Below are 24,139 nucleotides of genomic sequence, written 5' to 3' on the forward strand. Positions count from 1 at the left end.
GGACGTGACCACACCACTGCTGGAGATCCGCGGCCTGTCCGTGTCGTACCGCACCCGGGGCGGCACGGTCCCGGCCGTACGGGGCGTGGACCTCGACGTATGGCCCGGACAGGTGACGGCCGTGGTCGGCGAGTCCGGCTCCGGCAAGAGTACGACCGCGCACGCGATCACCCGGCTGCTGCCGGGCAACAGTGCCATCGAGGCGGGCACGGTCCGCTTCGGACGGCACGACCTGACCACGCTGTCGGAGGCGGAACTGCGCACCGTGCGCGGGGCGCGGATCGGGCTGGTCCCGCAGGACCCGACGGTGTCGCTCAACCCGGTGAAGCGGATCGGCGAACAGGTCGCCGAGGTGCTGCGGATCCACGGCCTGGCGACCCGCCGTTCGGCTCCCGCCGAGGCGGTCGGTGTCCTGGACCGCGCCGGGCTGCCCGACGCGGCCGTCCGGGCCCGGCAGTATCCGCACGAACTCTCCGGCGGGATGCGGCAGCGTGCGCTGATCGCCGTCGCCATCGCCGCGCAGCCCGAACTGATCATCGCTGACGAGCCGACCAGCGCGCTCGACGTCACCGTGCAACGGGTCATCCTCGACCACCTCCAGCACCTCACCGAGGAGTCGGGCACCGCCATCCTGCTCGTGACCCATGACCTCGGAGTCGCCGCCGACCGGGCGCAGCGCCTGGTGGTCATGTCGCAGGGCAGGGTGGTCGAGGCGGGCGAGACGCGCGCCGTCATCGCCGACCCACGGCACGACTACACGCGTCGTCTGCTGGCCGCCGCCCCGAGCCTGACCACCGCCCGGACCCGCATCCCAGCCTCCGCCCCGGACCCGGACACCGCACCTCTGGTCGAAGTCCGCGGCCTGGTGAAGGAGTTCAAGCTCCCTCGCACCAGCGGCGGGCCCCGCACCCTGCGCGCCGTCGACGACGTCAGCTTCACTCTCCACCGAGGCCGGACCCTGGCACTGGTCGGCGAGTCGGGCTCGGGCAAGTCCACCACCGCCCGCCTGGTGCTCCGGCTCGCCGACGCGACCGCCGGACAGGTCCTGTTCGACGGCGCCGACGTCACCACGGCCAAGGGGGCGAGGGTCAGACAGCTGCGCCGACGCGCTCAACTCGTCTACCAGAACCCCTACGCCTCACTCGACCCGCGCTTCTCCGTCGGCGAGGTGATCACAGAGCCGCTGCGGGCCTTCCGGGTCGGCGACCGCGCCGCCCGGCTCGCCCGGGCCCGCACGCTCCTGGACCGCGTCGCCCTGCCCGCCGCCACACTGGAGCGCCGGCCCGCGGAACTGTCGGGCGGCCAGCGGCAGCGGGTGGCCATCGCGCGCGCCCTCGCGCTCTCCCCCGACCTCGTGGTCTGCGACGAACCCGTCTCCGCGCTCGACGTGTCCGTGCAGGCCCAGGTCCTGGACCTGCTCGCCGAGTTGCAGGCCGACACGGGGGTGGCCTACCTGTTCATCTCCCACGACCTGGCCGTGGTTCGGCAGATCGCGCACCAGGTCGCCGTCATGCGGGCCGGGCGTGTGGTCGAGACAGGGCCGCCCGAGGACCTCTTCACGCACCCCCGCCACCCGTACACCCGCGAGCTGCTCGCGGCCATTCCCGGCGGCCGCGTTCCCACCGCCCCCGCCAAGACCGCCACGAGCTGAGGACCACGGTCGCATGAGCACTCCCACCATCACCTCACTGGCCTTTCTCACCCCGGGCAACTTCGCCGACGACGATCCGGGCACCGGTCTGGAGGAGACCCTCCGGCTCTTCGAGTACGGCGAGCGGCTGGGCTTGGACGGTGCCTGGATCAGGCAGCGTCACCTCGAACACGGTGTCGGCTCGGCCGCCGTGTTCCTCGCCGCCGCCGGCCAGCGCACCGAGCGCGTCGAACTGGGCACCGCGGTGATCCCGATCGGCTACGAGAGCCCGTTCCGGCTCGCCGAGGACCTGTCGCTGGCCGACGTGCTGTCCGGGGGGCGGCTCCAGGTCGGCTTCAGCACCGGCATGCCGCACGCCGACCTGCTCGGCGACCTGGTGTACGACGGGGACTGGCGGGGCTTCGACCTGTCGTACGGCAGGATCGCCCGGCTCCTGGACAACCTGCGCGGCGAGTACCTCGGCGGCCCGGACACGGTGATCCAGTCGCCGGGCAACACCCAGCGGCCCCGGCTGCAGCCGTACAGCCCCGGCCTGGTGAACCGGATCTGGTACGGCGCAGGGAGCCTGCGCTCGGTGCGCTGGGCCGCCGAGCACGGTCTCAACCTGCTCTCCGGCAACATCGTCTCGGGCGAGGACACCGACGACTTCACCACGGCCCAGCTCAACCTGCTCTCCGCGTACCGGCGCCGCCTGGGCGACGACCGGCCGGCGGCGCGGGTGGCGCTCGGGCGGGTGATCGTGCCGCTCGACAGCGCCGACCCGGCCACCCGGGCCCGCTACCGGGCCTACGCGGCCGGTCGGCACGAACGCACCCTGAAACCGCAGACGCCGGCGGCGCTGGGCGGGCGACGGTTCCTGTTCGCGCCGGACGTGGTCGGCACGGCGGAGCAGATCCTGGAGCAGCTGGCAGCGGACCCCGTCCTCGCGCAGGTGTCGGAGCTGCGCCTTGAGCTGCCGTACGAGTTCCACCGCGAGGAGTACGAACAGATCCTGCACGACGTACGGCACCTGGTCGCACCCGGGCTGGGCTGGCGTCCCGCTCCCCCGGCGGTTCAGGACACGGGCCGCTGAGCACCGCTCCGCGGCGCGGATCCGCAGGCAGCCGCCAACCGCGGTGACAAGCGCGCCGTCCGGTACCTCCGGGTCGGTCGGACACGGCCCAGGGGCCACTGTGGATCGCGGCCTGACGGAGCGGTCCTCTCCTTGGTGAGCGCGGGACACGGCATGGCGATCATGCCCGCGCTCTCCCTGACCGGTACCTCCGCCAGCGGGAGCCCCCACAGGCAGCAGCCCATCGCGAGCAGACCCGGCGGCCGGCGGGCGAACACCTCGCTCCGTCGGCAGAGGGGTTTCACCGCAGCGGGGCCGTCGGCCACAGTGGCTCGGTCGCTCGCTCCTCCGCCTCGCGCAGGACGCGCAGGACGTTGCGGCCGGTCAGGGCCTCCAGGTCGGCGCGGGACCAGCCGCGGTCGGCGAGTTCGCGCAGCAGGACGGGGTAGCCGGAGACATCGGCGAGGCGGGTGGGCTGGTGGTCGACACCGTCGTAGTCGCCGCCGAGGCCGATGTGGTCGCGGCCCGCGACCTCACGGGCGTGCTCGACGTGATCGGCGACCTGGGCCACCGTGACCTCGGGCCGCGGATGGGCCTCGGTCCAGCGTCGCAGTCGGTCGTCGACGGGCGCCGTGAGGAGCGCGGTGTGTTCCGAGGCGACCTGGGCCGGATCCTCTCCCGGCCTCGGTGCCCGCGGCCAGGTCCAGGTCCTCGCCGGCAGTCCGAGGCGCTCCCGTTCCGCTTCCAGTTCTTCGGCCCACTCGGCGACTTCGGCGGAGACGAAGTACGGCACGAAGGTGAGCTGGACGACGCCGCCGTTGTCCGGCAGCAGTTCCAGGACTCCGTCGCTCACGTTGCGCGGGTGGTCGTTGAGGGCGCGCGCGGAGGAGTGGCTGAACAGCACCGGGGAGGCGGTGGCCGCCAAGGCGGCGCGCTGGGTGGACTCGGCGACGTGGGAGAGGTCCACGAGGACGCCGGTGCGGTTGAGTTCGGCGACGATCGCCCGGCCGGTGTCGTTCAGGCCGCCGACGCCCGGCTCGTCGGTGGCCGAGTCCGCCCAGGAGGTGTTGTCGTTGTGGGTGAGGGTCACGTAGCGGACGCCCAGACGGGCGAACGACCGCAGTACGCCGGGCGATTCGGCGAGACTGTGGCCGCCCTCGACGCCCAGCAGGGAGGCGATCCGTCCGTCGGCGAAGGAGCGCTCGACGTCGGCGGCGGTGTAGGCGATGCGCAAGGCGTCCGGATAGCGGGCGACGAGCCGGTAGACGGCGTCGATCTGTTCCAGCGTGGACACGGCGGCCTCGGGCTCGGGCAGTTTCGAGGAGACGTACACCGACCAGAACTGGGCGCCGACCCCGCCGGTCCGCAGCCGCGGCAGGTCGGTGTGCAGGTCGGGGCGGCCGTCGGCGAGCCCTTCCACGCTGGAGCCCGAGCGGAATCGCAGCGCCACGGGCAGGTCGTTGTGACCGTCGAAGACCGGCGTGGCGGCGAGGACCTGGGCGACCAGGTCGGCGGCGGTGTCGCTCATGGGCTTGCCACTCCTTCGTCGAGGGCGTCGAGAGGGTCGGTGCCGGCGGGGCCGCCGTGCGCGGCGGAACCGTCGAGGGTCGCGGAGCCCTCCGCGGCATCGGGGATCACGAGGGCCCGGTCCCGGCGGCGGGACTGGCGGACCGGGTCGGGGACGGGGAGGGCGGCGACCAGGCGCCGGGTGTAGTCGTCCCGGGGGTTGCTCAGGACCTCGGCCGTGGCGCCCAGGGCGGCGATCCGGCCGTCGTGCAGGACGACGACCCGGTCGGCGACCTGCTCGACCACCGCGAGATCGTGACTGATGAACAGAGCCGCGAAACCCAACTCCCGCTGCAGTTCGGTGAACAGGTCGAGGACCTTCGCCTGGACCGACACATCGAGGGCCGAGGTCGGTTCGTCCGCGATCAGCAGCGGAGGGCGCAGGGCAAGCGCGCGGGCAAGGGCGGCGCGCTGGCGCTGGCCGCCACTGAGTTCATGGGGATAGCGGTCGGCATAGGCGCGCGGCAGATGGACGGACTCCAGCAGCGCCTCGGCCTCGGCGCGGACGGCCCTCGCGCCCAGTTCGCGGCGGTGCGCGATCAGAGGCTCCGCGATGCTGTCGGCAATGGACAGCAGGGGGTTGAAGCTGCCGGCGGGGTCCTGGAAGACATAGCCGATGTGGCCGTACCGCCCAGGCGTGCGACGGCGGATCGCCAGTCTCTGCCCGAACACCTCCAGTCGGCCGCCGGTCGGGGGCGTGAGGCCGGCGACGGCCCGGCCGATGGTGGTCTTGCCGCTGCCGCTCTCCCCGACGAGTCCGAGTACCTCCCCCGGCGCGATATCGAAGCTGACGCCGTCAACGGCCCGGAAGCCCTTCTTGCCCAGCCGGCCGGGGTAGTCCACGACCAGGGAGGAGGCGCGTACGACCGGCGGCTCCTCTCGCGGCGCGGACGCCTGCGGGCGGCCGGGATCACCGAACACCGGTACGGCGGCCAGGAGGCGCCGGGTGTACGGATGACCGGGTGCCGCGAACAGCTCGCGCACCGGGGCCTGTTCCACGATCTCGCCGTCGCTCATCACCGCCACCCGGTCGGCGAGGTCCGCGACCACGCCCATGTTGTGGGAGATGAGGAGGACGGCCGTGCCGAAGTCGGTGCGGCAGCGGTGCAGGAGTTCGAGGATCTCCGCCTGGACGGTGACGTCGAGGGCGGTGGTGGGTTCGTCGGCCACGAGAAGCCTGGTGCCCAGGGCCAGCGCCATGGCGATGACGGCACGCTGTTTCTGGCCGCCGGAGAGCTGGTGCGGGTAGTGGTCGACGCGGGTGGCGGGGTCGGGGATGCCGACCTTGTCGAGCCATTCGACGGCCAGGGCCCTGCGTTCGGCCTTCCCGCCGCCGTGGCCGTGGGCGCGCAGTCCCTCGGTGAGCTGCCAGCCGATGGTGAAGACCGGGTTGAGGGCGGTGGACGGCTCCTGGAAGACCATCGCGGCGTGGGTGCCGCGCAGCGCGCGGAGCCGGGCGGGAGACGCCGTGAGGACGTCCTCGGCCGGAGTGGCGGTGCCGTCGCCGAGCAGGACACGGCCGCGGGCGCTCGCGGTGTCCGGCAACAGGCCGAGCACCGACCTCGCGGTCACGGTCTTGCCGCTGCCGCTCTCGCCGACGAGCGCCAGCACCTCACCGGGGGCCACGGACAGGCTCACCCCCTTCACGGCGGGAGCCGTCCCGGCGTCGGTGGCGAAGGAGATGTGCAGGTCCTCGATGCGCAGCAGGTCAGTCAACGTCCTCACCTCCGTCCGCCCCGGGGGCGCCCGGCGCACCGCGCCGCCGCAGCCGCGGGTCGGCCAGGTCGGCCAGGCTCTCGCCGAGCAGGGTGGTGCCCAGCACGGTGAGCACGATGGCCAGGCCGGGCGGCACGGCCGTCCACCACAGACCCGACGTGACGTCCGCTACCGATCTGTTGAGGTCGTAGCCCCACTCGGCTGCCGAGTTGGGCTCGATGCCGAAGCCCAGGAAGCCGAGCCCGGCCAGAGTGAGGATGGCCTCGGAGGCGTTGATGGTGAAGATCAGCGGGAGGGTGCGGACGGAGTTGCGCAGCACGTGCCGGAACATGATCCGCCAGGTACCGGTGCCGATCACCCGGGCCGCGTCCACGAAGGGCTCGGCCTTCACCCGGATCACCTCCGCGCGGACGACACGGAAGTACTGCGGCACGAAGGCGACGGCGACGGAACAGGCCGCCGCGCCGAGACCACCGACGAGGCTCGACTGTCCGCCGCTGATCACGATCGACATGACGATCGCGAGCAGCAGCGGGGGGAAGGCGTAGAGGGCGTCGGCGAGCCCCACCAGCAACCGGTCGAGCCTGCCCCCGAGATAGCCGGAAACCAGGCCCAGCACGGTGCCGGGGACCACGGAGAGCAGCAGGGCGGCGAGGATGATCTCCAGGGCGGTGCGGGCGCCCCACACCGTGCGGGACAGCACGTCGTACCCGGCGATGGTGGTGCCGAGAGGATGGGCGCCGCTCGGGTGCTGCTGTGATCCGAAAAGGCCTGCCGCGTCACGGAGCTGGGCATAGCCGTCGGGTGCGAGCAGCGGGCCGGGCAGGGCAGCGAGGAGGAACAGCGCGGTCAGGGCCAGCCCGGTCAGCAGCATGACCCGTTGCACGCCGGCACCGGTTCGCACCCGCAGGGGCAGTCGTCGTGGCAGAACCTGGGCCATGGCTCAGTACCTCACTCGGGGGTCGATGAACGCTGCGGCGACGTCGACGAGGAAGTTCGTCACCGCGACGACCACGGCGAAGAGTGCGACGATGCCCTGCACAGCCGGGAAGTCGCGGACCGTGAGGTAGTGGGCGAGCTGGTAGCCGAGGCCCTTCCACTCGAAGGTGGTCTCCGTCAGCACCGCGCCTCCCAGCAGCCCCGCGACCTGGAGGCCGAAGACGGTGACGACGGGGATCAGGGCGGGCCGGGCGGCGTGCCGGGTGACCAGACGGAAGGGTGCGACGCCGCGGGAGCGGGCGGCCTCGACGTAGTCGGCGCCCAGCGTGCCGATGAGGTTCGTGCGGACCAGGCGGAGCAGGATGCCCGCGACCAGCGATCCCAGCGCCAGACCCGGAAGTACGGCGTGCCGGAGTACGTCACCGACGGCGTCGGAATCGCCGCTCCGCAGCGCGTCGACGAGGTAGAAGCCGGTCGAACTGGTCTGATTCTGCAGAAAGAGCTGGACGCCGGTGCTCGCCCGGCCGGACGCGGGGAGCCAGCCGAGCTGGATCGCGAAGACCAGCTTGAGCAGCAGACCCACGAAGAACACCGGCGTGGCATAGGTGAGGACGGCGAACAGGCGCAGTGCCGCATCCGGCGCACGGTCCCGGCAGGAGGCTGCGACCATGCCCAGCGGGACGCCGACGAGCAACGCCACCAGCAGGGCGTAGCAGGCGAGTTCGACGGTGGCGGCGCCGTAGGTGGTCAGCACGTGGGTCACCGGCTGGTTGTCGGTGACGGTGCGGCCGAAGTCGCCTGTGGCGAGGGACTTGAGGTAGTCCAGGTACTGGGTGAGCAAGGGCCGGTCGTAACCGGCCTGATGGAGTTTGGCCTGCAGCTGGTCCGGGGTGAGGCGGTCACCGAAGGCGGCGCTGATCGGGTCGCCGGTGGCGCGCATCAGGAAGAAGACCAGGCTGACCAGGACCAGCACGGTGGGGACGATGAGGAGGAAGCGGACCACCAGGTAGCGGGTGAGTCCGTACCCGGCGGCGCCGTCGCCCGCTGTGGCGACGGCGCCGGGGGTCGTGTCCTGGGTCAGGGCGCTCACTTCTTCGAGAGCCCGGCCCAGCGGAAGGTGTACGCGCTGTTCAGCTCGTCCGGCACACCTCTGACGTCGGTCCGGGTGACGATCGCCGTGGAGCCCTGCAGCAGCGGCACCAGGGGCACCTGTGCGGCGGCCCTGTCCTGGACCTGCTTGAGCAGTCCGGTGCGCTTGGCCGCGTCGGTCTCCGTCTCCTCCTTCTTGATCAGGTCGCGGACGGCGGAGTCGTCGTAGCCGTTGGCGACCCAGCTGTTGGCCGAGAAGAAGGGCGACAGGTAGTTGTCCGCGTCGAGGTAGTCGGCGTACCAGCCGAGCTGGTACAGCGGGTACAGGTGCTTGATGCGGTCCTTGCCGTACTGGGTCCATTCGGTGGACTGCAGGTTCACCTTGAACAGGCCGGTGGCTTCCAGCTGGGTCTTGATCAGCGCGTACTCGTCGGCCGAGGACGAACCGTAGTGGTCCGCGTTGTACTGGAGGTTGAGGGTGACCGGTGCGCTGACCTTCGCCGCCCTGAGCTTCGCCGCGGCCGCCGCCTTGTCCGGGCCGCCCCGCTTGTCGCCGTAGAGCGACTTGAAGGACGGGCTCGCGCCGGTGAGGCCGTCCGGCACGGAGCTGTAGAGCGGCTGGTAGCTGTTCTTGTAGACCTGCTGGGCGAGTTGGGCCCGGTCGACCGAGTCGGCGACCGCCTGTCGCACGGCCAGCGCCTTCGCCTTGTCGGCGTTCTTCGTCCTGGTGCCGTAGGGCTGGCTCTGGAAGTCGAAGACGATGTAGCGGATGCCGTTGCCGGAGCCGGTGTGGACCTTGATGTCCTTCTTCTTGGCGAGGTCGTCGAGGTCGGCGGTGGTCAGCGTGCGGTACACGGCGTCGATGCTGCCCTGCTGGACGTCGAGTTTGAGGTTGCTGGCTTCCGTGTAGTACTTGAGCTGGACGTTCTTCGTCTTCGGGGTGCCCAGCTCACCCTGGTAGGCGCTGTTGGCGGTGAAGGAGACCAGGGAGTTCTTGTCGTAGCTCCGCACGCCGTAGGGGCCGCTCCAGGGTTTGCCCGCGACGATCGACTTGTCGTCGAGGATCTTGTCGGCAGGGAAGACCTGCTCGTCGACTATGTAGCCGGCCGCGGTGGACAGCACCTGCGGGAACAGCGTGTCCTTGGCCGACTTGAGGGTGAAGACGACGGTGACCGGGTCCGGGGCGCTGACCGAGGCGAGGTTGTAGAGCAGCGAGGACGGGCCGTTCTCGTCGGCGATCTTCAAGGTGCGGTCGAAGCTGAACTTGACGTCGGAGGACGTCAGTTGGTGACCGTTGGCGAACTCAAGTCCCTTCTTCAGCGTGACCGTGTACTCCTTGGGCCCGGTCAGCTTGATCCCGGTGGCGAGGTCCGGGGAGGCCTCCGTGGAGCCGTTCTTCACGCTGAGCAGGGTCGCGTAGACCTCGCTCTCGACGGTGCCGGAGCCCGCGTCCCAGGCTCCCGCCGGGTCGAGGCTGGTCACCTGGTCCGTCGTCCCGATGGTGAGCGCCTGCGCGGAAGCCGCGTCACCGCCGTCCTTGCTGCTGGTGCAACCGGTCAGGGACACCAGGAGCGCCGTCCCCAGGGACAGGGCGGCGCCCAGTCCGGGACGAAACGGTCTCGCACTGCTGTACTGAGTCATGGATGTGGTCTCTGCTTCCCCATGGACGGGCACGCGAAGGGGCGCGGGGTGGCCGAAGCGGCACAGGGAGCGCGATCGCGTGAAAGGCGGACGGCTGAAGGACTGAACGGGACGTGGGGTCGGTCAGCTGTGACAGAGACAGCTGGAGACTCGCAGCAGGTCCACATGACGTCGGGAGCACAGCACGAGGGCAGTCGCCACGCCGTCCTCCTGGGGGTGCCGCCGGCTCGTAGGCCGGGATGAACGCATTGGCTGCATGGGATCATTCGCGTCTCTCGGCGTCAAGAGGTCGCGGACCGGAATGACCTGCGGCTATGTGACAGTTGCATGAAGTGCGGCTCGCGCGGCCGCGGGAAACGGGGAATCGGCCTGCCCCTCAAGGACACCGACGCCGTCGGCCGCGGCGGACGGCGAGGTCAGCGGAGCCGACACCGCCCGCGCCCGAGCATCGCCGACGCCCTGCGGCTCGGCGTCCCGGACGAACGACAGACTGCCGCAACACTCCCGTCGTAATCCCGCCGCATGATTGATCGTTGGGCCGTGCAACGACAACCGTCAAGGGGCACGCACCATGACCATCAGCCGCAGGGCACTGCTCGCCGCGGGCGCGGGCGCCGGACTGCTCACCGCATGCGGGTCCAACACCGGACGCGGCGATGACGCCGGCGCCGGGCCGAAACTGTCGCAGTGGTACCACCAGTACGGCGAGACGGGCACCGAGCAGGCCGTACAACGGTACGCCGCCGCTTACCGGAGAGCGGACGTCAGCGTCCAGTGGCGGCCCGGCAACTACGACCAGCAGACCGCCGCCGCGCTGCTCACCGGCTCCGGTCCCGACGTCTTCGAGGGCGGTCCCACCCTCGACCAGATCCAGGGCGGCCAGGTCGTCGACCTCACCGGCCTGGTCGAGGGCGTCAAGGACGACTTCAACCCGGCCGTGCTCACCACCAAGACGTACGACGGGAGGATCTGGGGCATCCCGCAGGTCATCGACATGCAGTTGCTCTACTACCGCAAGAGCCTGCTGAGCGACGCCGGTGTGGAGCCGCCGGCCACCCTCGACGCACTCGTCGACGCGGCCGGGAGACTGACCACGAAAAAGACCAAGGGACTCTTCCTCGGCAACGACGGCGGCGCCGGTGTCCTCGGCGGAACACCGCTGTACGCGGCGGGACTTCAGCTCGTCACCGACGACGGCAAGGTCGGCTTCGACGACCCGGCCGCCGCCCGCGCGCTCGCCAAGCTCCACCAGTTGTACGCCGCCGAGTCCCTGCTCCTCGGGGCCCCCGCCGACTGGTCGGACCCGTCGGCCTTCCTGCAGGGCCTGACCGCCATGCAGTGGTCGGGCCTGTGGGCGCTGCCCCAGGTACAGAAGGAACTCGGCGACGATTTCGGGGTGCTGCCGTTCCCCAGGGACGGATCGGGCGGCGCTCCCTCCGTACCGGTCGGCGCGTACGGAGCCGCCGTCAGCGCCCGCAGCAGGCACCAGGGCACGGCCAAGGACTTCGTGAAATGGCTGTGGGTCGAACGCACCGACTACCAGCAGGACTTCGCGCTCTCCTACGGCTTCCACATCCCCGCCCGCATCTCCCTCGCCAGGAAGGCCGACAAGCTGAGGACGGGCGCGGCAGCCGAGGCGGTCCGCTTCGCCACCGAACACGGCTACGCCCAGCCGCTGTTGTGGACCCCGGCCGCCCAGACCGCGTACCAGGACGCGCTGAGCCGGATCATCAAGAACGGGGCGGACCCGGAGAGCGAGCTGCGGACGGTCGTCCGGAAGGCGTCGGCCGAACTGGACCGGGTGAAGAGGAAGCCGTGACGGCAGAAGTCGCGACGGCAGAACGCAGGGTGCGCAACCGCGCTCTCTGGTTCTGGATCTTCGTCGGTCCGTTCGCTCTCGGGCTCGGTCTGTTCACGTACCTCCCGCTGCTGTGGAGCGTCGCTCTCAGCTTCTTCGACGCCCACAACACCGTGACACCCACCCACTTCGTCGGCCTCGACAATTACGCGGACATGCTGTCGGACGACGCCTTCGTCGACAGCCTGCGCACCTTCCTGGTCTTCACGGCGTTCATCGTGCCCGCGACGTACGTCTTCTCGCTGGCCCTCGCCCTGATGGTCAACCGGGTGCGTCTGGCGCGGGCGTTCTTCAGGTCGGTGTTCTTCCTTCCTGCCGCGTGCAGTTACGTCGTCGCCGCTCTCGTCTGGAAGATGTCCGTCTTCAACGGGGTGCGGTTCGGGCTGGCCAACACCGTGCTCGGCTGGTTCGGCGGCGATCCGGTCGCCTGGCTGTCCACCACCGAACCGCCCTGGTACTGGCTGGTGATCGTGACGGTACGGCTCTGGCTGCAGGCGGGCTTCTACATGATCCTTTTCCTGGCCGGACTGCAGCGCATCGATCCCGGGCTGTACGAGGCCGCCGCGGTCGACGGCGCCCGGCCCGGCTGGCCCGTACTGCGGCACATCACGCTGCCCCAGCTGCGCGCCACGTCGGTCGCGGTCGTCCTGCTCCTCGTCGTCAACGCCTTCCAGGCCTTCGACGAGTTCTACAACCTCCTGTCGGACGCCCGCGGTTACCCGCCCTACGCGCGTCCGCCGCTCGTCTACCTCTACTACATCGCCCTCGGCCAGGGGCAGAACCTCGGGCTCGGCAGTGCGGGCGCGGTGATCCTCGCACTGATCATCCTGGTGGTGACGGTGGGCCAGGCGCGCTGGTTCGGTCTGGGCAGGAAGGAGGAGTGACCATGGAGGACGCGGTGGTACGGGTCGGACGCGCCCTGCGTCTCGTCCTGCTGATCGTGCTGGCTCTGTTCTTCCTCATCCCCTTCTATCTCCTCGTGCGCAACGGACTGTCGAGCGAGCAGGACATCACGGCACCGCAATGGACCTTCTTCCCCTCGGAGTTGCGATGGGGGAATGTACGGGAGCTCTTCGACGACACCTCCGTCCCCTTCGCCCGCTCCCTGCTCAACTCCGCGCTGATCGCGGTCGCGGCGACGTTCGGCACGCTGCTCCTCGCCTCACTCGCCGGGTACGGCCTCGCCCGCATCCCCTACCGGCACGCGAACAAGGTCTTCTACGCCGTCCTCGGCACGCTGATGGTCCCGGCCGCCGTCACCTTCGTCCCGAGCTTCGTGCTCGTGTCGTCGCTGGGCTGGATCTCGACGTACCGGGGACTGATCGTCCCGACGCTGTTCTCGGCCTTCGCCTGCTTCGTGTTCCGGCAGTACTTCCTGGGTTTTCCGAAGGAGTTGGAGGACGCGGCGCAGGTCGACGGGCTGGGCTACTGGCGAACGTACTGGCTGATCGTCGTGCCGAACACACGGTCCGTCTTCGCCGCCGTCGGGACGATCGTGTTCATCGGCGCGTGGAACTCCTTCCTGTGGCCGCTGGTGATCGGGCAGGACCGCGGGGCCTGGACGGTGCAGGTGGCGCTGTCTTCCTTCACCACGTCCCAGGTGATCAGACTCCACGAACTGTTCGTCGCGGCGACTGTGTCGATCCTGCCGTTGCTGCTCGTGTTCCTGTGCTTCCAGCGGTGGATCGTGGCAGGGGTGGAACGATCCGGGATCGACTAGGGCCGCAGCAAGGGCAGCAGTTGGTCGCCGATGCGGCTGATCTCCTGCTGGTAGGGGGTGTCGGACAGGACGAAGTGGGTGATGCCGAGCTTGCGGTAGTTCTCCAGCGCCGACGCGACGTCCGCGGCGGAGCCGACCAGCCAGGTGGTCCCCGCTCCCCCGCCGCCGAACCTGCCGGGCGTCGTGTAGAGGCAGGTGTCGAGGATCTCGCCGCGCGCGGCCAGGTCGAAGAGCCGCCGCTGTCCGACAGCGGTCCTGCGGTCCCCCGCCCAGGTCAACTCCTTCCCGCCGTCCGCCGCCATCCTCGCGACCCGCTCCTCGGCCGCGCGCCACGCCTCCTCAGTGGTGTCGCGCACCAGCGTGGTGATCCGCAGGCCGAACTCCAGCGGCCGGTGCCTGCGGCCCATCTGCTCGCTCAACGCCTTGAGCCGGTCGATCCGTTCGGCGAGCCCGTCGAGGGGTTCGCCCCAGAAGAGCTGGACGTCCGCCTCCGCGGCCGACACCCGCTCGGCGGCCTCGGAAGCACCGCCGAAGTAGAGCGTCGGATGGGTCCTCGTCCCGGTCGCGTAGGGGCGCGGGGCCACGGTGGACCGGCCGACCTGGAAGTGCTCGCCGTCGAACGTCACGTCCTCTTCGGTCCACAGGCGTCGTACGAGATGGAGGAACTCGCGGGTGCGCTCGTAGCGTTGCGCGGGATCGGTGCGGGTGTCCCCGTACGCGGCGAGGTTGTCGAGGCCGCTGACGATGTTGACCAGGACCCGGCCGCGGCTGAGCTGGTCGAGGGTCGCGGCCGCGCTGGCGAAGTGCGCGGGCTGCCAGTAGCCCGGACGGATCGCGACAAGGGGCTTGAAGGTGGTGGTCCGGGCGGCCAGCGCGGTGGCGACGGTGAAGGTGTCCGGACGACCCCACCCCGTCCCGAGGAGCGCGCCGCCCCAGCCGTGTTCCTCGGCCGCGCGGGCGAGGCCGGTGGAGTACTCGACCGAGCCCCAGCCGGTCGTCGTGTCGTCACCGCGGTGCCCCGGTTCCACGGTGTTGGGGATGTACCACAGGAATTCCAGGCTCATCATGATTCCGATCGCTGTGCGGGGCGGCGGCCGTCACAGGACGGTTCAGGCGCTGTGGGCGGACCGGAGTCGAGCGCCCGGTGCAGCCGGACTCCGTCCCCGAGGGTCGTCCGTGGAGGTCACATCAGACGCGAGAACGCGCCGCGGTGGACTGGCGAAGGCACCAGGCAGTCAACACTGGGCGCTGGAAACCCGTGCGAGGTCGACACATCGCTCGCTGGTGAGCATCAAGGCCTCGGGCATGCGATCGAGTCTCCGAGTGATCGACCGGAATGTCAACGCGGCCCGTCTCGGCGCCGCACGGCCTGTGCGGAGCCTCCCGCCGGCCGCCTCTTCACGCCTGGTTCCCTATTCCCTGCCCCCGATCCCTCACCTGGACGGAGCCGTACCCGCATGGCATCCGACATGTCGTCCCACCGCCCGGCCGACGACCGCGGCGCGCGGGGGCGGACCGTAGCGGTTGGCGTTGTCGAAGTGGGTGATGCCGAGGTCGAAGGCGTGCAGCACGATCTCACGCCGGGTCGCGTAGGGGCGGTCGGTCCCGAACTTCTGCCAGAGGCCGAACACGGAACGCGATGTCGGCTCCCAGACCGGCCGGGCAGCCCTGAGGCCTCTGACCAGGGCCTCCGTCCCGTCGGCCGCCGGTGACGACAGGGCCGTCGGCGCGGGCCGGCGAGCCCGTGCCGCCCCGTGGGTCCGCTGGGCTCCTCTTGACGCACGCGGGGGCGGCCGACGTACGGTGAACCGATCGTTTTCTGACGGGTGGAGGCCCTTTATGCACGGTTCCGGCGCGACACCCCGGGGTGTGCGCTCGGGCGTGCGGCTGATCGTGCGACGGCATGTCGACTACTGCCGCACCTGCTCCGCCGTCTGTCCTTCCGCAGCGCTCTGACCCCGGCCGGCACGTCCCGCCGGTCCCCGCCGTGACCCGCCCGGCCCGCTCGTCGTGTCCCGCGGCCACGGACTCCCGCGCACCCGGAAGGAACCTCCGTTGTCCGTTCCCGCCCTCCATCTCGCCGTCGAACTCGACGGTGCGGGCTCCCATCCCGCGGCCTGGCGCCGCGCCGCCCACTCACCCGACCGGCTACTCACCCCGCGCCGGTTGGCCGGCCTCGCCGGCGCGGCCGAGAACGCCGGGTTCACCCTGATCACCCTGGACGACGGGGTACTGCCGCCCGGAGCCGCGCCGCACCCCGTCGGCCGGATCGGCGCGGTGGAACGTGCGGCCTTCATCGCGGCCGCCACGAGCACCATCGGGATCGCGCCCGTCGTTCCCGTCACCTACGCCGAACCGTTCCACGTCTCCAGCCAGTTGGCATCCCTGGACCACGTCTCCGCCGGTCGCGCCGGGTGGGTGGTGACGGAGGAGGACCGTCCGGAGGCCGCCCGTGTCTGGGGACGCCCGCTGGTCGCCGGAGCGGACGCGCGGGCCCGCGAGTCGCGTGACGGCGTCGAGGTGGTCCGCGCGCTGTGGGACTCGTGGGAGGACGACGCGGTCATCAGGTCCGTGGCCACGAGCCGCTACCTCGACCGGGAACGGCTGCACTACGTCGACTTCACCGGGGAGACGTACGCCGTCAAGGGCCCGGCGATCGTGCCACGTCCGCCGCAGGGCCAGCTCGTCGTGCTGGGCCGGCCTGAGCGGGTGCCCGCCGAGCAGCTCGACGTCGCCCTCGTGGACGGCCGCGACCCGGCGTCGGTCGCCGCGGCCGCCGCCGGCGCCGGTACGCCCCGTGTCCTCGCCGAGGTCGAAGTGGCCCTGGACACACCCGAGTCGACCGGTGCCGAGCGGGTCGCCGACCTGGCACGGCATGCGGAGTGGACCGACCGCGGGCGACTGCGGCACATCGGTTCGGCCAACGCCCTGGTGGACCTCCTCGCAGAACTGAGCCGGCACGTCGACGGGGTCCGGCTGCATCCGCTGGTCCTCGACGAGGATCTGGGCGTCCTCTCCCGCCTCGTCCTGCCCGCCCTGTCCGGACGGCGCCTCACCGCCCGTCCCCTGCCCGGTACGACCCTGCGCTCCGCCCTCGGGCTGGCGCGCCCCGCCAACCGTTTCGCGGCCGCGGCCGTCCAGGAGGAAGCCCGATGACCCGCACCGACCCCCTCGACGTCCCCCGGCCGCACGCCCAACTGCACTTCGGAGTGTTCTTCCAGGGCGTCAACCACTGGACCATCTGGTCCGCCCCCGACAGCGGATCGCAGATCGACCCCGCCTCCTTCCGCAAGGTCGCCCAGACCGCCGAACGCGGCCTGTTCGACGCGTTCTTCCTCGGTGAAGGCCTCCGGTTGCGCGAGGTCGACGGCAGGATCCACGATCTCGACGTGGCCGGACGTCCGGACGCCATCACCCAGCTCGCGGCGCTCGCCGCGGTCACCCGCCGGATCGGCCTGGTCTCCACCTCCAACTCCACCTTCAACGAACCCGCCGACCTCGCCCGCCGGCTCTCCGGCCTCGACCTGCTCTCCGAGGGCCGCGCCGGCTGGAACGTGGTCACCACCGACAACGCCTGGACCGGCGCCAACTTCCGCCGCGGCGGCTACCTCGACCACGCCGACCGCTACCGGCGGGCCGAGGAGTTCCTCACCGTGGCCCGCGCCCTGTGGGACGGCTGGGACGACGGCGCGGTCGCGGCATCCCCGGACGCGCCCGCCTGGTCGGTGCCCGGTGCCGTACACCAGGTGCGCCACCGGGGGCCGCAGTTCGATGTCGACCTCGCCCCCACCCTGCCGCGCAGCGCCCAGGGCCACCCGGTGATCTTCCAGGCCGGCGACTCCGGTGAGGGACGCGACTTCGCCGCCCGCAACGCCGATGTCATCTTCTCCGCGCACGGCAACGACTTCGACGACGCGCTGGCCTTCGCCGAGGACATCCGGCGCCGGCTGCGCGCGGTCGGGCGGCCCGACGACGACCTGCGGATCCTGCCCGGCACCGAGATCATCATCGGTGCCACCGAGGAGGAGGCCCAGGAGAAGAAGCGCTGGATCCGGCTCCAGCAGGTCACCCCTGCCACGGCGCTGGGCATCGCCGGGCTGCTGTGGGGCATCGACCTGTCGGACCGCGACGCCGACGGGCCGCTGCCCGCGGAGGATCCGGTCGTCGCCGAGAACGACGGCTCCTTCGGGGCCCGGCGCGTCGCCGACCCGCGTACGGTCGTGGCCGAATGGCGGGCCCAGGCGGAGGCACACGGCTGGTCGCTGCGGGAGACCGTCATCGCGCTCGGACCGCAGCGCGGGCACGTCGGTACGCCCTCCGGCCTGGCGGAGAAGTTCGCCCGCTACGTGCGGCACGGCGCGCTCGACGGTTTCAACATCACGCCCTATCTCATCCCCGACGGCCTCGACGACATCGTCGACCTGCTCGTCCCCGAGTTGCAGGAGCGCGGGATCTACCGCACCGAGTACAGCGGTACCACGCTGCGCGATCACCTGGACCTGCGCCCGCCCCTGACCCAGCGCGCCGCACCCGAGCGCCGTCAGGCGGGCTGAGCACCCCGGTCACCGGCGCGCGTTCGGGTCCCTCCACCGGTTCACCGGCCCGCCCGCCGCCTGCCGGACCTCGGTGCGGGACGGGCCTCGGCGCGGGACGGGCCTCGGTGCGGGACGGGCCTCGGTGCGGGCGGACAGACCTCGGTGCGGGCCGGCGAGGCGCGGACGGTCGGCCGCGCCGGGCCGGGCCGTGAGCCACCGGTGGGGACGACCGCGCCGGGCGGCGGGTGGCCGCGGACGGCCCGAGGGCCACGACCCGCCCGCGGCGGCGACGGGCCGGGCCGCGCCTCGTCACTCGGGTCGACGCCGTGCGGACGTGTCCCGGTCGCGATACCGGTCGAGCACGTCGTCCGCCGGGCAGCGGCCGCGACGGACGTACCGGTCGTCGTAGGCCGCGACGGCGTCCATGATCCTGGAGTTCGCGCCGAGCCGCGGCAGGGCGTCCAGCGCCGCGGCGAAACAGACGGCGGCGGCGCGCTTCAATTCCGGGTCGGCGAGCCCGTGGCGCGCCCCGTCGCGCCACAGCGCATTGTGCGGCGGCGGGGCGCCGACCGCTCGTCGGGCCAGGGGGTGCACCGCCCGGTTGGCCTGCGCGGCGGCCTCCGGGTCGTCGAACAGGGCGGTGGCCACGGCGAGCGGTACGATCCAGCCGTCGTCGCCGGGCTGCGCGTCGATCATGCGCAGTTCGAGGTGTCCCCGCGGCCGCACGGGCGGGAACAGCGTGCTGATGTGATAGTCGAGGTCCGCGCGGGTCGGGGGACGCATGCTGCGTGAGCGCGTCCACTGGCGGAAGCTCACGCCGTCCGGCACCTCCCAGGGGCCGTCGCGCCGAATGCACATGACCGGTGCGTCGAGAACCCGCCGTACCCAGGCGCGGCGCGGGTCGTGGGCCAGTGAGGGACCGGCGGCCCGGCCCGGGTCGAGTTCCGCCCACATCAACTGCCGCGTCGACCGCCAGCCCGTGGGCCGGCCCTCGGCCATCGGTGAGTTCGCGAAGGCCGCGACCAGGACGGCGCCCAGGTGGTGTGCCAGCCACCAGCGGCGTGCGAATCCCATCACGCCGGGTTCCTCCCGTCCGGCGTCGAGGCAGACCTGGACGGAGGCCGAGGTGCACATCAGGGTCCGCCCCGCGGTGCCGGTGCGGTCGAGGCAGGCCTCCATCGCGTCGTAACGCGGCTCCCGGAGGAACCGGCGGGGCGAGTTCCATGGATCGACGCCCATGCCCGCCAGGGTCAGACCCCGCTCGTGCAGTGCGCCGCGCACGGCCCGCAGATCGGCGGAGACCTCCTCGACGCACCGGCCCAGCGAAGGCGCCGGCCGGGAACTCAGCTCCACCTGTCCGCCGGGCTCGACGCTCAGTCCGGACGTCAGCGGCAGCCTGCGCACCACGGCGTGCGCCGCTTCCAGTTCCTCCCTGCCCACGACGTGGTCCGGAACGTGCTCCCGGTGGACGAGCCATTCCACTTCGACGCCGACGCTACGTGGCGGGCCCGTCTTGAAGCAGATGGCCTCGACCAGGTCCTCCGCCTGCTGCTCGGTGACGGCGGCACCGTGAATGCCGCCTTCGGGTGAAGATGGAGCCGACATCCGGGAGCCTCCTGAGCCGCCTCAGGGCCGTCGGGTATCCGACGTCCGGTGCACGCACTGCCACGCTGCTGCAAGCGTCTGCCGTGCCGCCCCGTCATGACAAGGGCGCGTAGGCCGACGGACCGTCCCCGACGTCCCCGCGCACCTGCCTGGTCTGCGCGTACAGCGCCGGACTGGTCAGCGAACACGGCCTGGCCGACGACAGCGTCCGGCGCAGGGGGTGAGGTCCGTGCTATTCGAGTGCGGCGAGCGGATCGGCTACCACGGCGCGCGGAGCTGGGCGCCGCTCTCCTGGTGGCAGTGCGTACCCGTCCCGGAGGAGTGCGCGGCGCCCAAGAGCGGTACCGGCGGCGGGAAGCCGTTATCCGGGCGGGTACGCGGCCCCCGCGCGGGCTGTCGGCCGCCCCCGCGACGCGCGGCTGGCCCCGGCAGCCCGAAGACCCACGAGCGCGCGCTGCGCCCGCACGCCTCTGTCGCGCCCGTCTTGCGCCTGGCCGGTGGCTGCCGGCTCTGCCGTGCCGCCGTTCCTCCAGCCGGGCCGCGCGACGGCGGGGTGGGGCTCAGGCCGGCGACGTACCCGGGCGGGCGTCGTAGGCGGAGCGGGCCGCGTCGATGTGCGCCAGGTGGGCGATGCTCCACGCCAGCAGGGGCGCGGCGGCTTCGCGCAGGGTCTTGCCCATCGCGGTGAGTTCATAGCTGACGTGGGGCGGCATGACGTTGAGGACGGTACGCGTGATGATCCCGTCCCGCTCAAGACCGCGCAGAGTGACGGTGAGCATGCGCTGGCTGATCCCGTCGACGCCCCGCTTGAGCTCGGTGAACCGACGCGGCCCTTCGCTGAGGTGGCGCACGATCAGCAGCGACCACTTGTCGCCGACCATGCCCAGCACCTCACGCGCCTGACACGGGTCCTCGGACTCCCGCATCCGGTAGGGGCCCTCGGACGTCGACTCGTCGTCCGCTGTGCCACTCATGGTTACCTCCACAGAACCGGGGCACCCAAAAGTGCCTTATTGATCGCGCACGTCGGGTGCAACACGATGATTCCGGTTCCTGAACAGTACCGAGGCACGAACAGGAACCGTCATCCTGCTGCGCCTCGACGTCCCGAAGTGGATTCCGCTCATGCCGACTTATCTTCTGGTCCACGGCGCCTGGCACAACGGCCGGTGCTGGGAACGGCTGGCCCCGTTGCTCACGTCGGCCGGACACCGTGTCCTCAGCCCCTCCCTCACCGGATACGGCGACAAGGCGCACCTTCTCGGTCCCGAGGTAGGGCTCGACACGCACGTCGAGGACATCCTGAAACTGATCCACGAGGAGGACCTGACCGACGTCGTGCTCGTGGGCCACAGCTACGCCGGACTGGTGATCTCGTCGGTGGCCAACGAAGTACCGGAACGGATCGCTCAACTCGTCTATCTCGACGCGATGGTCCCCGAGCACGGTGAGACCGCCGTCGACGTGCAGCCCATTACTCAGAGCCTCATCGATCTCGCCGCCCGCACGGACGAGCGGTGGCGTATCCCGCCCCTGCCGGAGCTTCCGCTGCCTTTCGGCCTGTTCGGAGTCATCGACCCCCAGGACGTCGCCTGGCTCCGCTCGATGCTCTCCGATCACCCGGTGCGCTGCCTTCAGCAACCGGTCCAGCTGGACAACCCCGAAGCGGACGCGATCCCGCGCACACACATCCACTGCGTCGGCATACAGCCGGAAGGCATCGTGCGACGTCCCGTGCCCGCGACGCAGCCCAACGGCTCACCCGCACGTATACGAGAGCTGCCGACCGGACACGACTGCATGATCACCATGCCCACGCAGCTCGCGGCCCTGCTGCTCGAGCCCACCTCATGAGCGGCTCAACCTGAAGGTGCGGGGCCGGTCAGGGATTCGTCCATGCCCCGGGGTCCTCCGAGAGGCTCAGGACCTCGTCGGGCAGCTTGGCCGCCGCCACCTGGGCCAGGGTGACCTCGCCGAGGATCTTGCGGACGTTGGCACGTACCGCGATCCAGAGCGGTAGCAGTGACTCCGCGGGGCCGCCGTAGGAGAGCTCGGGCGGACGTACGCCCCGTACCGAGACCAGGGGCCCGTCCACCACACGGATGACGTCGGCGATGGCGATCGTGTCCGCCGGGCGGGCGAGGCGGTAGCCGCCGTTGCCGCCCCGCCGGCTGACGACGAGACCGCCTCGGCGCAGATCGCCGAGGATGCCTTCCAGGAACTTGTGCGGAATGCCCTGCGCGGAGGCGATCGCCTCCGCCTTGAGCGAGGAGTCGTCGGCTGCCGCGGCCAGCTCCAGTGCCGCCCGCACCGCATAGTCCGCTCTCGCTGAGATCCGCATGGCCCGATTGTCCCTCACCACTGTGTCCGTCCGGCACCGGATGCGTCGTCAGGCCGGCAGGGTGAACGACGGATGTACGCCGTTGAGGAAGTAGTCACCGACCTCGCGCAGCCGGTGCGCGACGGGCTGTCGCAGCGTGTGCGTCCGGGCGTCGCGCCAGAAGCGGTCGAAGCCGTGCCAGGAGGAGGCGGCGTCGGCGCCGATGACGTCCAGGGCGCGGGCGGTGATGTCTTCCGCGGCCCGGGAGGCGGCGGACTCGGCCACGCTCGCGAGGACCGCGATCTGCGCGCACTCCTCGTCGTCGAGGTCGTCGCCTCGTGCGAGGCCGCTCGCCAGGGCGTCCACCGCCTGGTCGGCGAGGGCGGAGGCGGCACGGGCGGCGACAGCGAGTTCGCCGTACGCGGTCACCGCGTACGGATCCTGCGTCGGGCCGTCGGGCCAGGGCTGCGGCGAGAAGGGCTGCCAGGGCGACCGCCTGCCCCTTCGGTGCTCGCGGACCTCCGCCAGCATCCCCTCGGCCACGCCGACACAGAACTGGACGGAGACCAGACGCGCGGTCGGTGCCGCCAACGAGGCGAAGGGAGACATCACGCTCTCGTCCGGCGACACGGAGCCGAGCACCTCGTCCGCCGTGACCGGTACGGACGAGAACTCCACGTCGGCACCGGCCGCCAGCCGCCGGCCGAAGGTGTCGCCACCGCCGCTCACGACACCCGGGTGGGCGGGATCGACCAGGACGGCGAACGGCTCACCGGTGTCGTGCCGGGCGGCTCGGACCAGCAGCCTGTCGGCGACGCCGATCCCGGTGGCGTACCTCTGGCAGCCGTTGAGGAGATGACCGCCCGTCGCCGATGTCAGGACGAGCGACGGTTCGTGGGAGGCGATGCCGCCTCCCCAGAACCACTGCCCCGACGTGGATTCCCGCTCAGTGACGGCCGCACGGTCCGGGTCGGCGAAGAACCAGGGGCTGAAGGAGAGGAAGTAGTGGTTGCCCAGCAGGCTGCCGATGGCACCGTCCGACGCGGAGACGGTCCGTACGACCGCGTAGGCCGTACGCCAATCGGCACCTCCGCCTCCGTGTTCGGTCGGCGCCAGCAGCGTCAGCAGCCCCGATTCACGCAGCCGTGCGACCTCTTCCAGCGGTGCTTTGCCGGCGTGTTCGCGCTCGGCAGCGTCCGTGGCCAGATCGTCCGCCAGCTCGCGGGCTATGTGCAGCCAGTCGACCTGTCCGGCTCCCGCGTCGGTCGCGTCCTCCGCGGATACCGTCACGTCCGCACCAGCGCCGTCGTGCGACAGCGGCTGTCGGCACGGCTCAGTGCTGCGATCATGATGTCTTCCTCCAGGAGACCGTTGACGACGCGGCGCACGGCGAGAGCGCGGCGATGCGTGGTGACGCGTCGGCCTCATTCATCCTCACCCCCCTTTCGATCAGCGTCAACGTTTCCCTAGTAATCCGATCGGAAAACTAGGAATGGTGCGGCGATCCGGCCGATTCACGTCCCCGGGTGGCGGATTCGCCATGCCGGGCGGCGCGATGAGCGGTCCTCGTGTGTGGCGTGCTCGACGGTCTTCGGCGGTGCCGCGCGGGGAGTCCGGCGGGACGAGCGCGGAGACGGCCCTGCCACCGTTTCGGACACCGCGGCGGACGAGGGCACCCTCGGTCAGAGGATGTCGTGACCCCGGGTGGCGCCGCCGACGTGCCGGACGAGTGAGAAGACCGTCCGACGGCGCAGGGTGAAGCCGATCGACTCGTACAGCCGAATCGCGTTCGTGTTGGTGGCCGCGGCGTGCAGGAACGGGCGTTCGCCGCGCTCCTTGATGCCGGCGGCGACCGCGCGGACGAGACGGGTGGCCAGGCCCCGGCCGCGGTGGTCGGGGTCGGTGCACACGGCGCTGATCTCGGTCCAGCCGGGCGGGTGCAAGCGCTCACCGGCCATCGCGATCAGTCGGCCGCGGTGGCGGATGCCGAGGTAGGTGCCCATCTCGACGGTGCGGGGAAGGTAGGGGCCCGGCGTGGTGCGGGCGACCAGGTCGAGGATCTCCGGCACGTCGTCGGGCCCCAGCCGTACGGCTTCGGAGTCAGGTGCGGCCCGCAGGGAGACGTCCACGAGCTGGACACCTCGTCCGGTGCGCACAACCTCCCAGCCGGCCGGCGCCTCGGTGATGCCTCGCACCGAGGCGGTGCCGCCAGGTTCGACGAGCGTGGCGAGATCGGCCCAGGCGCGCGGGTCGCGTGCGTCGGACATGGCGTGGAAGGGGGCCATGTCCCGGGGATAGCGGACGGCGTGGCCGACGCGTCGGGCGAGGTGGGCGTGCGGGCCGGTGAGCGCTGCCCAGGTGGGGTTGTCCAGGACGTCGGAGGGGCTCGCGGCGAGAGGGGTGACGGACATGGTGGGGCGGTCTCCGCGGTTCGGCTCGTGGGGATCG

20 protein-coding genes and 1 pseudogene are annotated in these 24,139 nt (G+C 71.4%); 8 read left to right on the forward strand and 13 right to left on the reverse strand.

Going from position 1 to position 24,139, the window contains the following annotated elements:
• Positions 1 to 4: 4 nt before the first annotated feature.
• Positions 5 to 1,651 carry a dipeptide ABC transporter ATP-binding protein gene (locus tag ACIRQ9_RS32425; RefSeq protein ID WP_404181519.1) on the forward strand — a complete coding sequence of 549 codons (1,647 nt, stop codon included), beginning with the start codon at positions 5 to 7 and terminating at the stop codon, positions 1,649 to 1,651.
• A gap of 13 nt (positions 1,652 to 1,664) precedes the next feature.
• Positions 1,665 to 2,723: an LLM class flavin-dependent oxidoreductase gene (locus tag ACIRQ9_RS32430; protein WP_404181522.1), complete on the forward strand. Its 1,059-nt coding sequence runs from the start codon at positions 1,665 to 1,667 to the stop codon at positions 2,721 to 2,723.
• Between the two features lie 280 nt (positions 2,724 to 3,003).
• On the opposite strand, the gene ACIRQ9_RS32435 is transcribed toward ACIRQ9_RS32430, so the two are convergent.
• The 6 genes from ACIRQ9_RS32435 to ACIRQ9_RS32460 all read right to left on the reverse strand — a co-directional run bounded on the left by ACIRQ9_RS32435 (position 3,004) and on the right by ACIRQ9_RS32460 (position 9,911).
• Entirely contained in the window at positions 3,004 to 4,230 is a 1,227-nt protein-coding gene (locus ACIRQ9_RS32435; protein WP_404181525.1) for a dipeptidase, read from the reverse strand.
• Positions 4,227 to 5,984 carry a dipeptide ABC transporter ATP-binding protein gene (locus tag ACIRQ9_RS32440; protein ID WP_404181528.1) on the reverse strand — a complete coding sequence of 586 codons (1,758 nt, stop codon included), beginning with the start codon at positions 5,982 to 5,984 and terminating at the stop codon, positions 4,227 to 4,229. Before ACIRQ9_RS32440 ends, ACIRQ9_RS32435 begins: the two co-directional genes overlap by 4 nt.
• The gene (locus tag ACIRQ9_RS32445) at positions 5,977 to 6,924 is read right to left on the reverse strand and encodes an ABC transporter permease (protein ID WP_404181530.1); all 948 of its coding nucleotides are present in this window, start codon (positions 6,922 to 6,924) and stop codon (positions 5,977 to 5,979) included. Before ACIRQ9_RS32445 ends, ACIRQ9_RS32440 begins: the two co-directional genes overlap by 8 nt.
• A 3-nt stretch (positions 6,925 to 6,927) precedes the next feature.
• Positions 6,928 to 8,013, reverse strand: coding sequence for an ABC transporter permease (locus ACIRQ9_RS32450; RefSeq protein WP_404181533.1), 1,086 nt, complete (start codon positions 8,011 to 8,013; stop codon positions 6,928 to 6,930).
• Positions 8,010 to 9,653, reverse strand: a complete 1,644-nt coding sequence (locus ACIRQ9_RS32455; RefSeq protein WP_404181536.1) for an ABC transporter substrate-binding protein — start codon at positions 9,651 to 9,653, stop codon at positions 8,010 to 8,012. The genes ACIRQ9_RS32450 and ACIRQ9_RS32455 overlap by 4 nt, the downstream gene beginning before the upstream one ends.
• 123 nt (positions 9,654 to 9,776) lie before the next feature.
• On the reverse strand, positions 9,777 to 9,911 hold the full coding sequence (locus tag ACIRQ9_RS32460; protein WP_404181539.1) for a putative leader peptide: 135 nt from the start codon (positions 9,909 to 9,911) through the stop codon (positions 9,777 to 9,779).
• 313 nt (positions 9,912 to 10,224) lie between these two features.
• Between ACIRQ9_RS32460 and ACIRQ9_RS32465 the strand changes: the two genes are divergently transcribed.
• Genes ACIRQ9_RS32465 through ACIRQ9_RS32475 form a run of 3 tightly spaced genes read left to right on the forward strand, consistent with a single transcriptional unit; the run spans position 10,225 to position 13,231 of the window.
• Positions 10,225 to 11,472 (forward strand): ABC transporter substrate-binding protein, encoded by a 1,248-nt coding sequence (locus ACIRQ9_RS32465; protein ID WP_404181542.1) that lies wholly within the window; start codon positions 10,225 to 10,227, stop codon positions 11,470 to 11,472.
• Between the two features lie 29 nt (positions 11,473 to 11,501).
• Complete coding sequence (locus tag ACIRQ9_RS32470) at positions 11,502 to 12,395, forward strand: carbohydrate ABC transporter permease (protein WP_404181666.1); 894 nt, start codon at positions 11,502 to 11,504, stop codon at positions 12,393 to 12,395.
• Positions 12,396 to 12,397: 2 nt separating this feature from the next.
• Positions 12,398 to 13,231 carry a carbohydrate ABC transporter permease gene (locus tag ACIRQ9_RS32475; protein ID WP_404181545.1) on the forward strand — a complete coding sequence of 278 codons (834 nt, stop codon included), beginning with the start codon at positions 12,398 to 12,400 and terminating at the stop codon, positions 13,229 to 13,231.
• Here the strand turns inward: ACIRQ9_RS32475 and ACIRQ9_RS32480 are convergent.
• Both ACIRQ9_RS32480 and ACIRQ9_RS32485 read right to left on the reverse strand, forming a co-directional pair.
• Positions 13,228 to 14,298, reverse strand: coding sequence for an LLM class flavin-dependent oxidoreductase (locus ACIRQ9_RS32480; protein ID WP_404181548.1), 1,071 nt, complete (start codon positions 14,296 to 14,298; stop codon positions 13,228 to 13,230). The genes ACIRQ9_RS32475 and ACIRQ9_RS32480 overlap by 4 nt on opposite strands.
• Before the next feature lie 429 nt (positions 14,299 to 14,727).
• A pseudogene (locus tag ACIRQ9_RS32485) lies at positions 14,728 to 14,916 on the reverse strand (hypothetical protein); the annotation flags it as partial.
• Positions 14,917 to 15,286: 370 nt separating this feature from the next.
• Between ACIRQ9_RS32485 and ACIRQ9_RS32490 the strand changes: the two are divergent.
• On the forward strand, positions 15,287 to 16,387 hold the full coding sequence (locus tag ACIRQ9_RS32490) for an LLM class flavin-dependent oxidoreductase (protein WP_404181551.1): 1,101 nt from the start codon (positions 15,287 to 15,289) through the stop codon (positions 16,385 to 16,387).
• Positions 16,384 to 17,784: an NtaA/DmoA family FMN-dependent monooxygenase gene (locus ACIRQ9_RS32495; protein ID WP_404181554.1), complete on the forward strand. Its 1,401-nt coding sequence runs from the start codon at positions 16,384 to 16,386 to the stop codon at positions 17,782 to 17,784. Before ACIRQ9_RS32490 ends, ACIRQ9_RS32495 begins: the two co-directional genes overlap by 4 nt.
• Before the next feature lie 291 nt (positions 17,785 to 18,075).
• Here the strand turns inward: ACIRQ9_RS32495 and egtA are convergent, their stop codons facing one another.
• Both egtA and ACIRQ9_RS32505 read right to left on the reverse strand, forming a co-directional pair.
• On the reverse strand, positions 18,076 to 19,371 hold the full coding sequence (egtA, locus tag ACIRQ9_RS32500; RefSeq protein ID WP_404181557.1) for an ergothioneine biosynthesis glutamate--cysteine ligase EgtA: 1,296 nt from the start codon (positions 19,369 to 19,371) through the stop codon (positions 18,076 to 18,078).
• 560 nt (positions 19,372 to 19,931) lie between these two features.
• Positions 19,932 to 20,297 carry a winged helix-turn-helix transcriptional regulator gene (locus tag ACIRQ9_RS32505; protein ID WP_404181669.1) on the reverse strand — a complete coding sequence of 122 codons (366 nt, stop codon included), beginning with the start codon at positions 20,295 to 20,297 and terminating at the stop codon, positions 19,932 to 19,934.
• A gap of 199 nt (positions 20,298 to 20,496) precedes the next feature.
• On the opposite strand from ACIRQ9_RS32505, the gene ACIRQ9_RS32510 reads away from it, so the two are divergent.
• The gene (locus ACIRQ9_RS32510) at positions 20,497 to 21,225 is read left to right on the forward strand and encodes an alpha/beta hydrolase (protein WP_404181560.1); all 729 of its coding nucleotides are present in this window, start codon (positions 20,497 to 20,499) and stop codon (positions 21,223 to 21,225) included.
• A gap of 28 nt (positions 21,226 to 21,253) precedes the next feature.
• Here the strand turns inward: ACIRQ9_RS32510 and ACIRQ9_RS32515 are convergent, their stop codons facing one another.
• The 3 genes from ACIRQ9_RS32515 to ACIRQ9_RS32525 form a co-directional block, all read right to left on the reverse strand.
• Positions 21,254 to 21,712 (reverse strand): Rrf2 family transcriptional regulator, encoded by a 459-nt coding sequence (locus tag ACIRQ9_RS32515; RefSeq protein WP_351322302.1) that lies wholly within the window; start codon positions 21,710 to 21,712, stop codon positions 21,254 to 21,256.
• A gap of 48 nt (positions 21,713 to 21,760) precedes the next feature.
• Positions 21,761 to 22,981, reverse strand: a complete 1,221-nt coding sequence (locus ACIRQ9_RS32520; protein WP_404181564.1) for an acyl-CoA dehydrogenase family protein — start codon at positions 22,979 to 22,981, stop codon at positions 21,761 to 21,763.
• 392 nt (positions 22,982 to 23,373) lie between these two features.
• Positions 23,374 to 24,102, reverse strand: coding sequence for a GNAT family N-acetyltransferase (locus tag ACIRQ9_RS32525; protein ID WP_404181567.1), 729 nt, complete (start codon positions 24,100 to 24,102; stop codon positions 23,374 to 23,376).
• Positions 24,103 to 24,139: the final 37 nt, after the last annotated feature.

The organism is Streptomyces sp. NPDC101237, from assembly GCF_044767465.1.
GTDB lineage: Bacteria > Actinomycetota > Actinomycetes > Streptomycetales > Streptomycetaceae > Streptomyces > Streptomyces gramineus.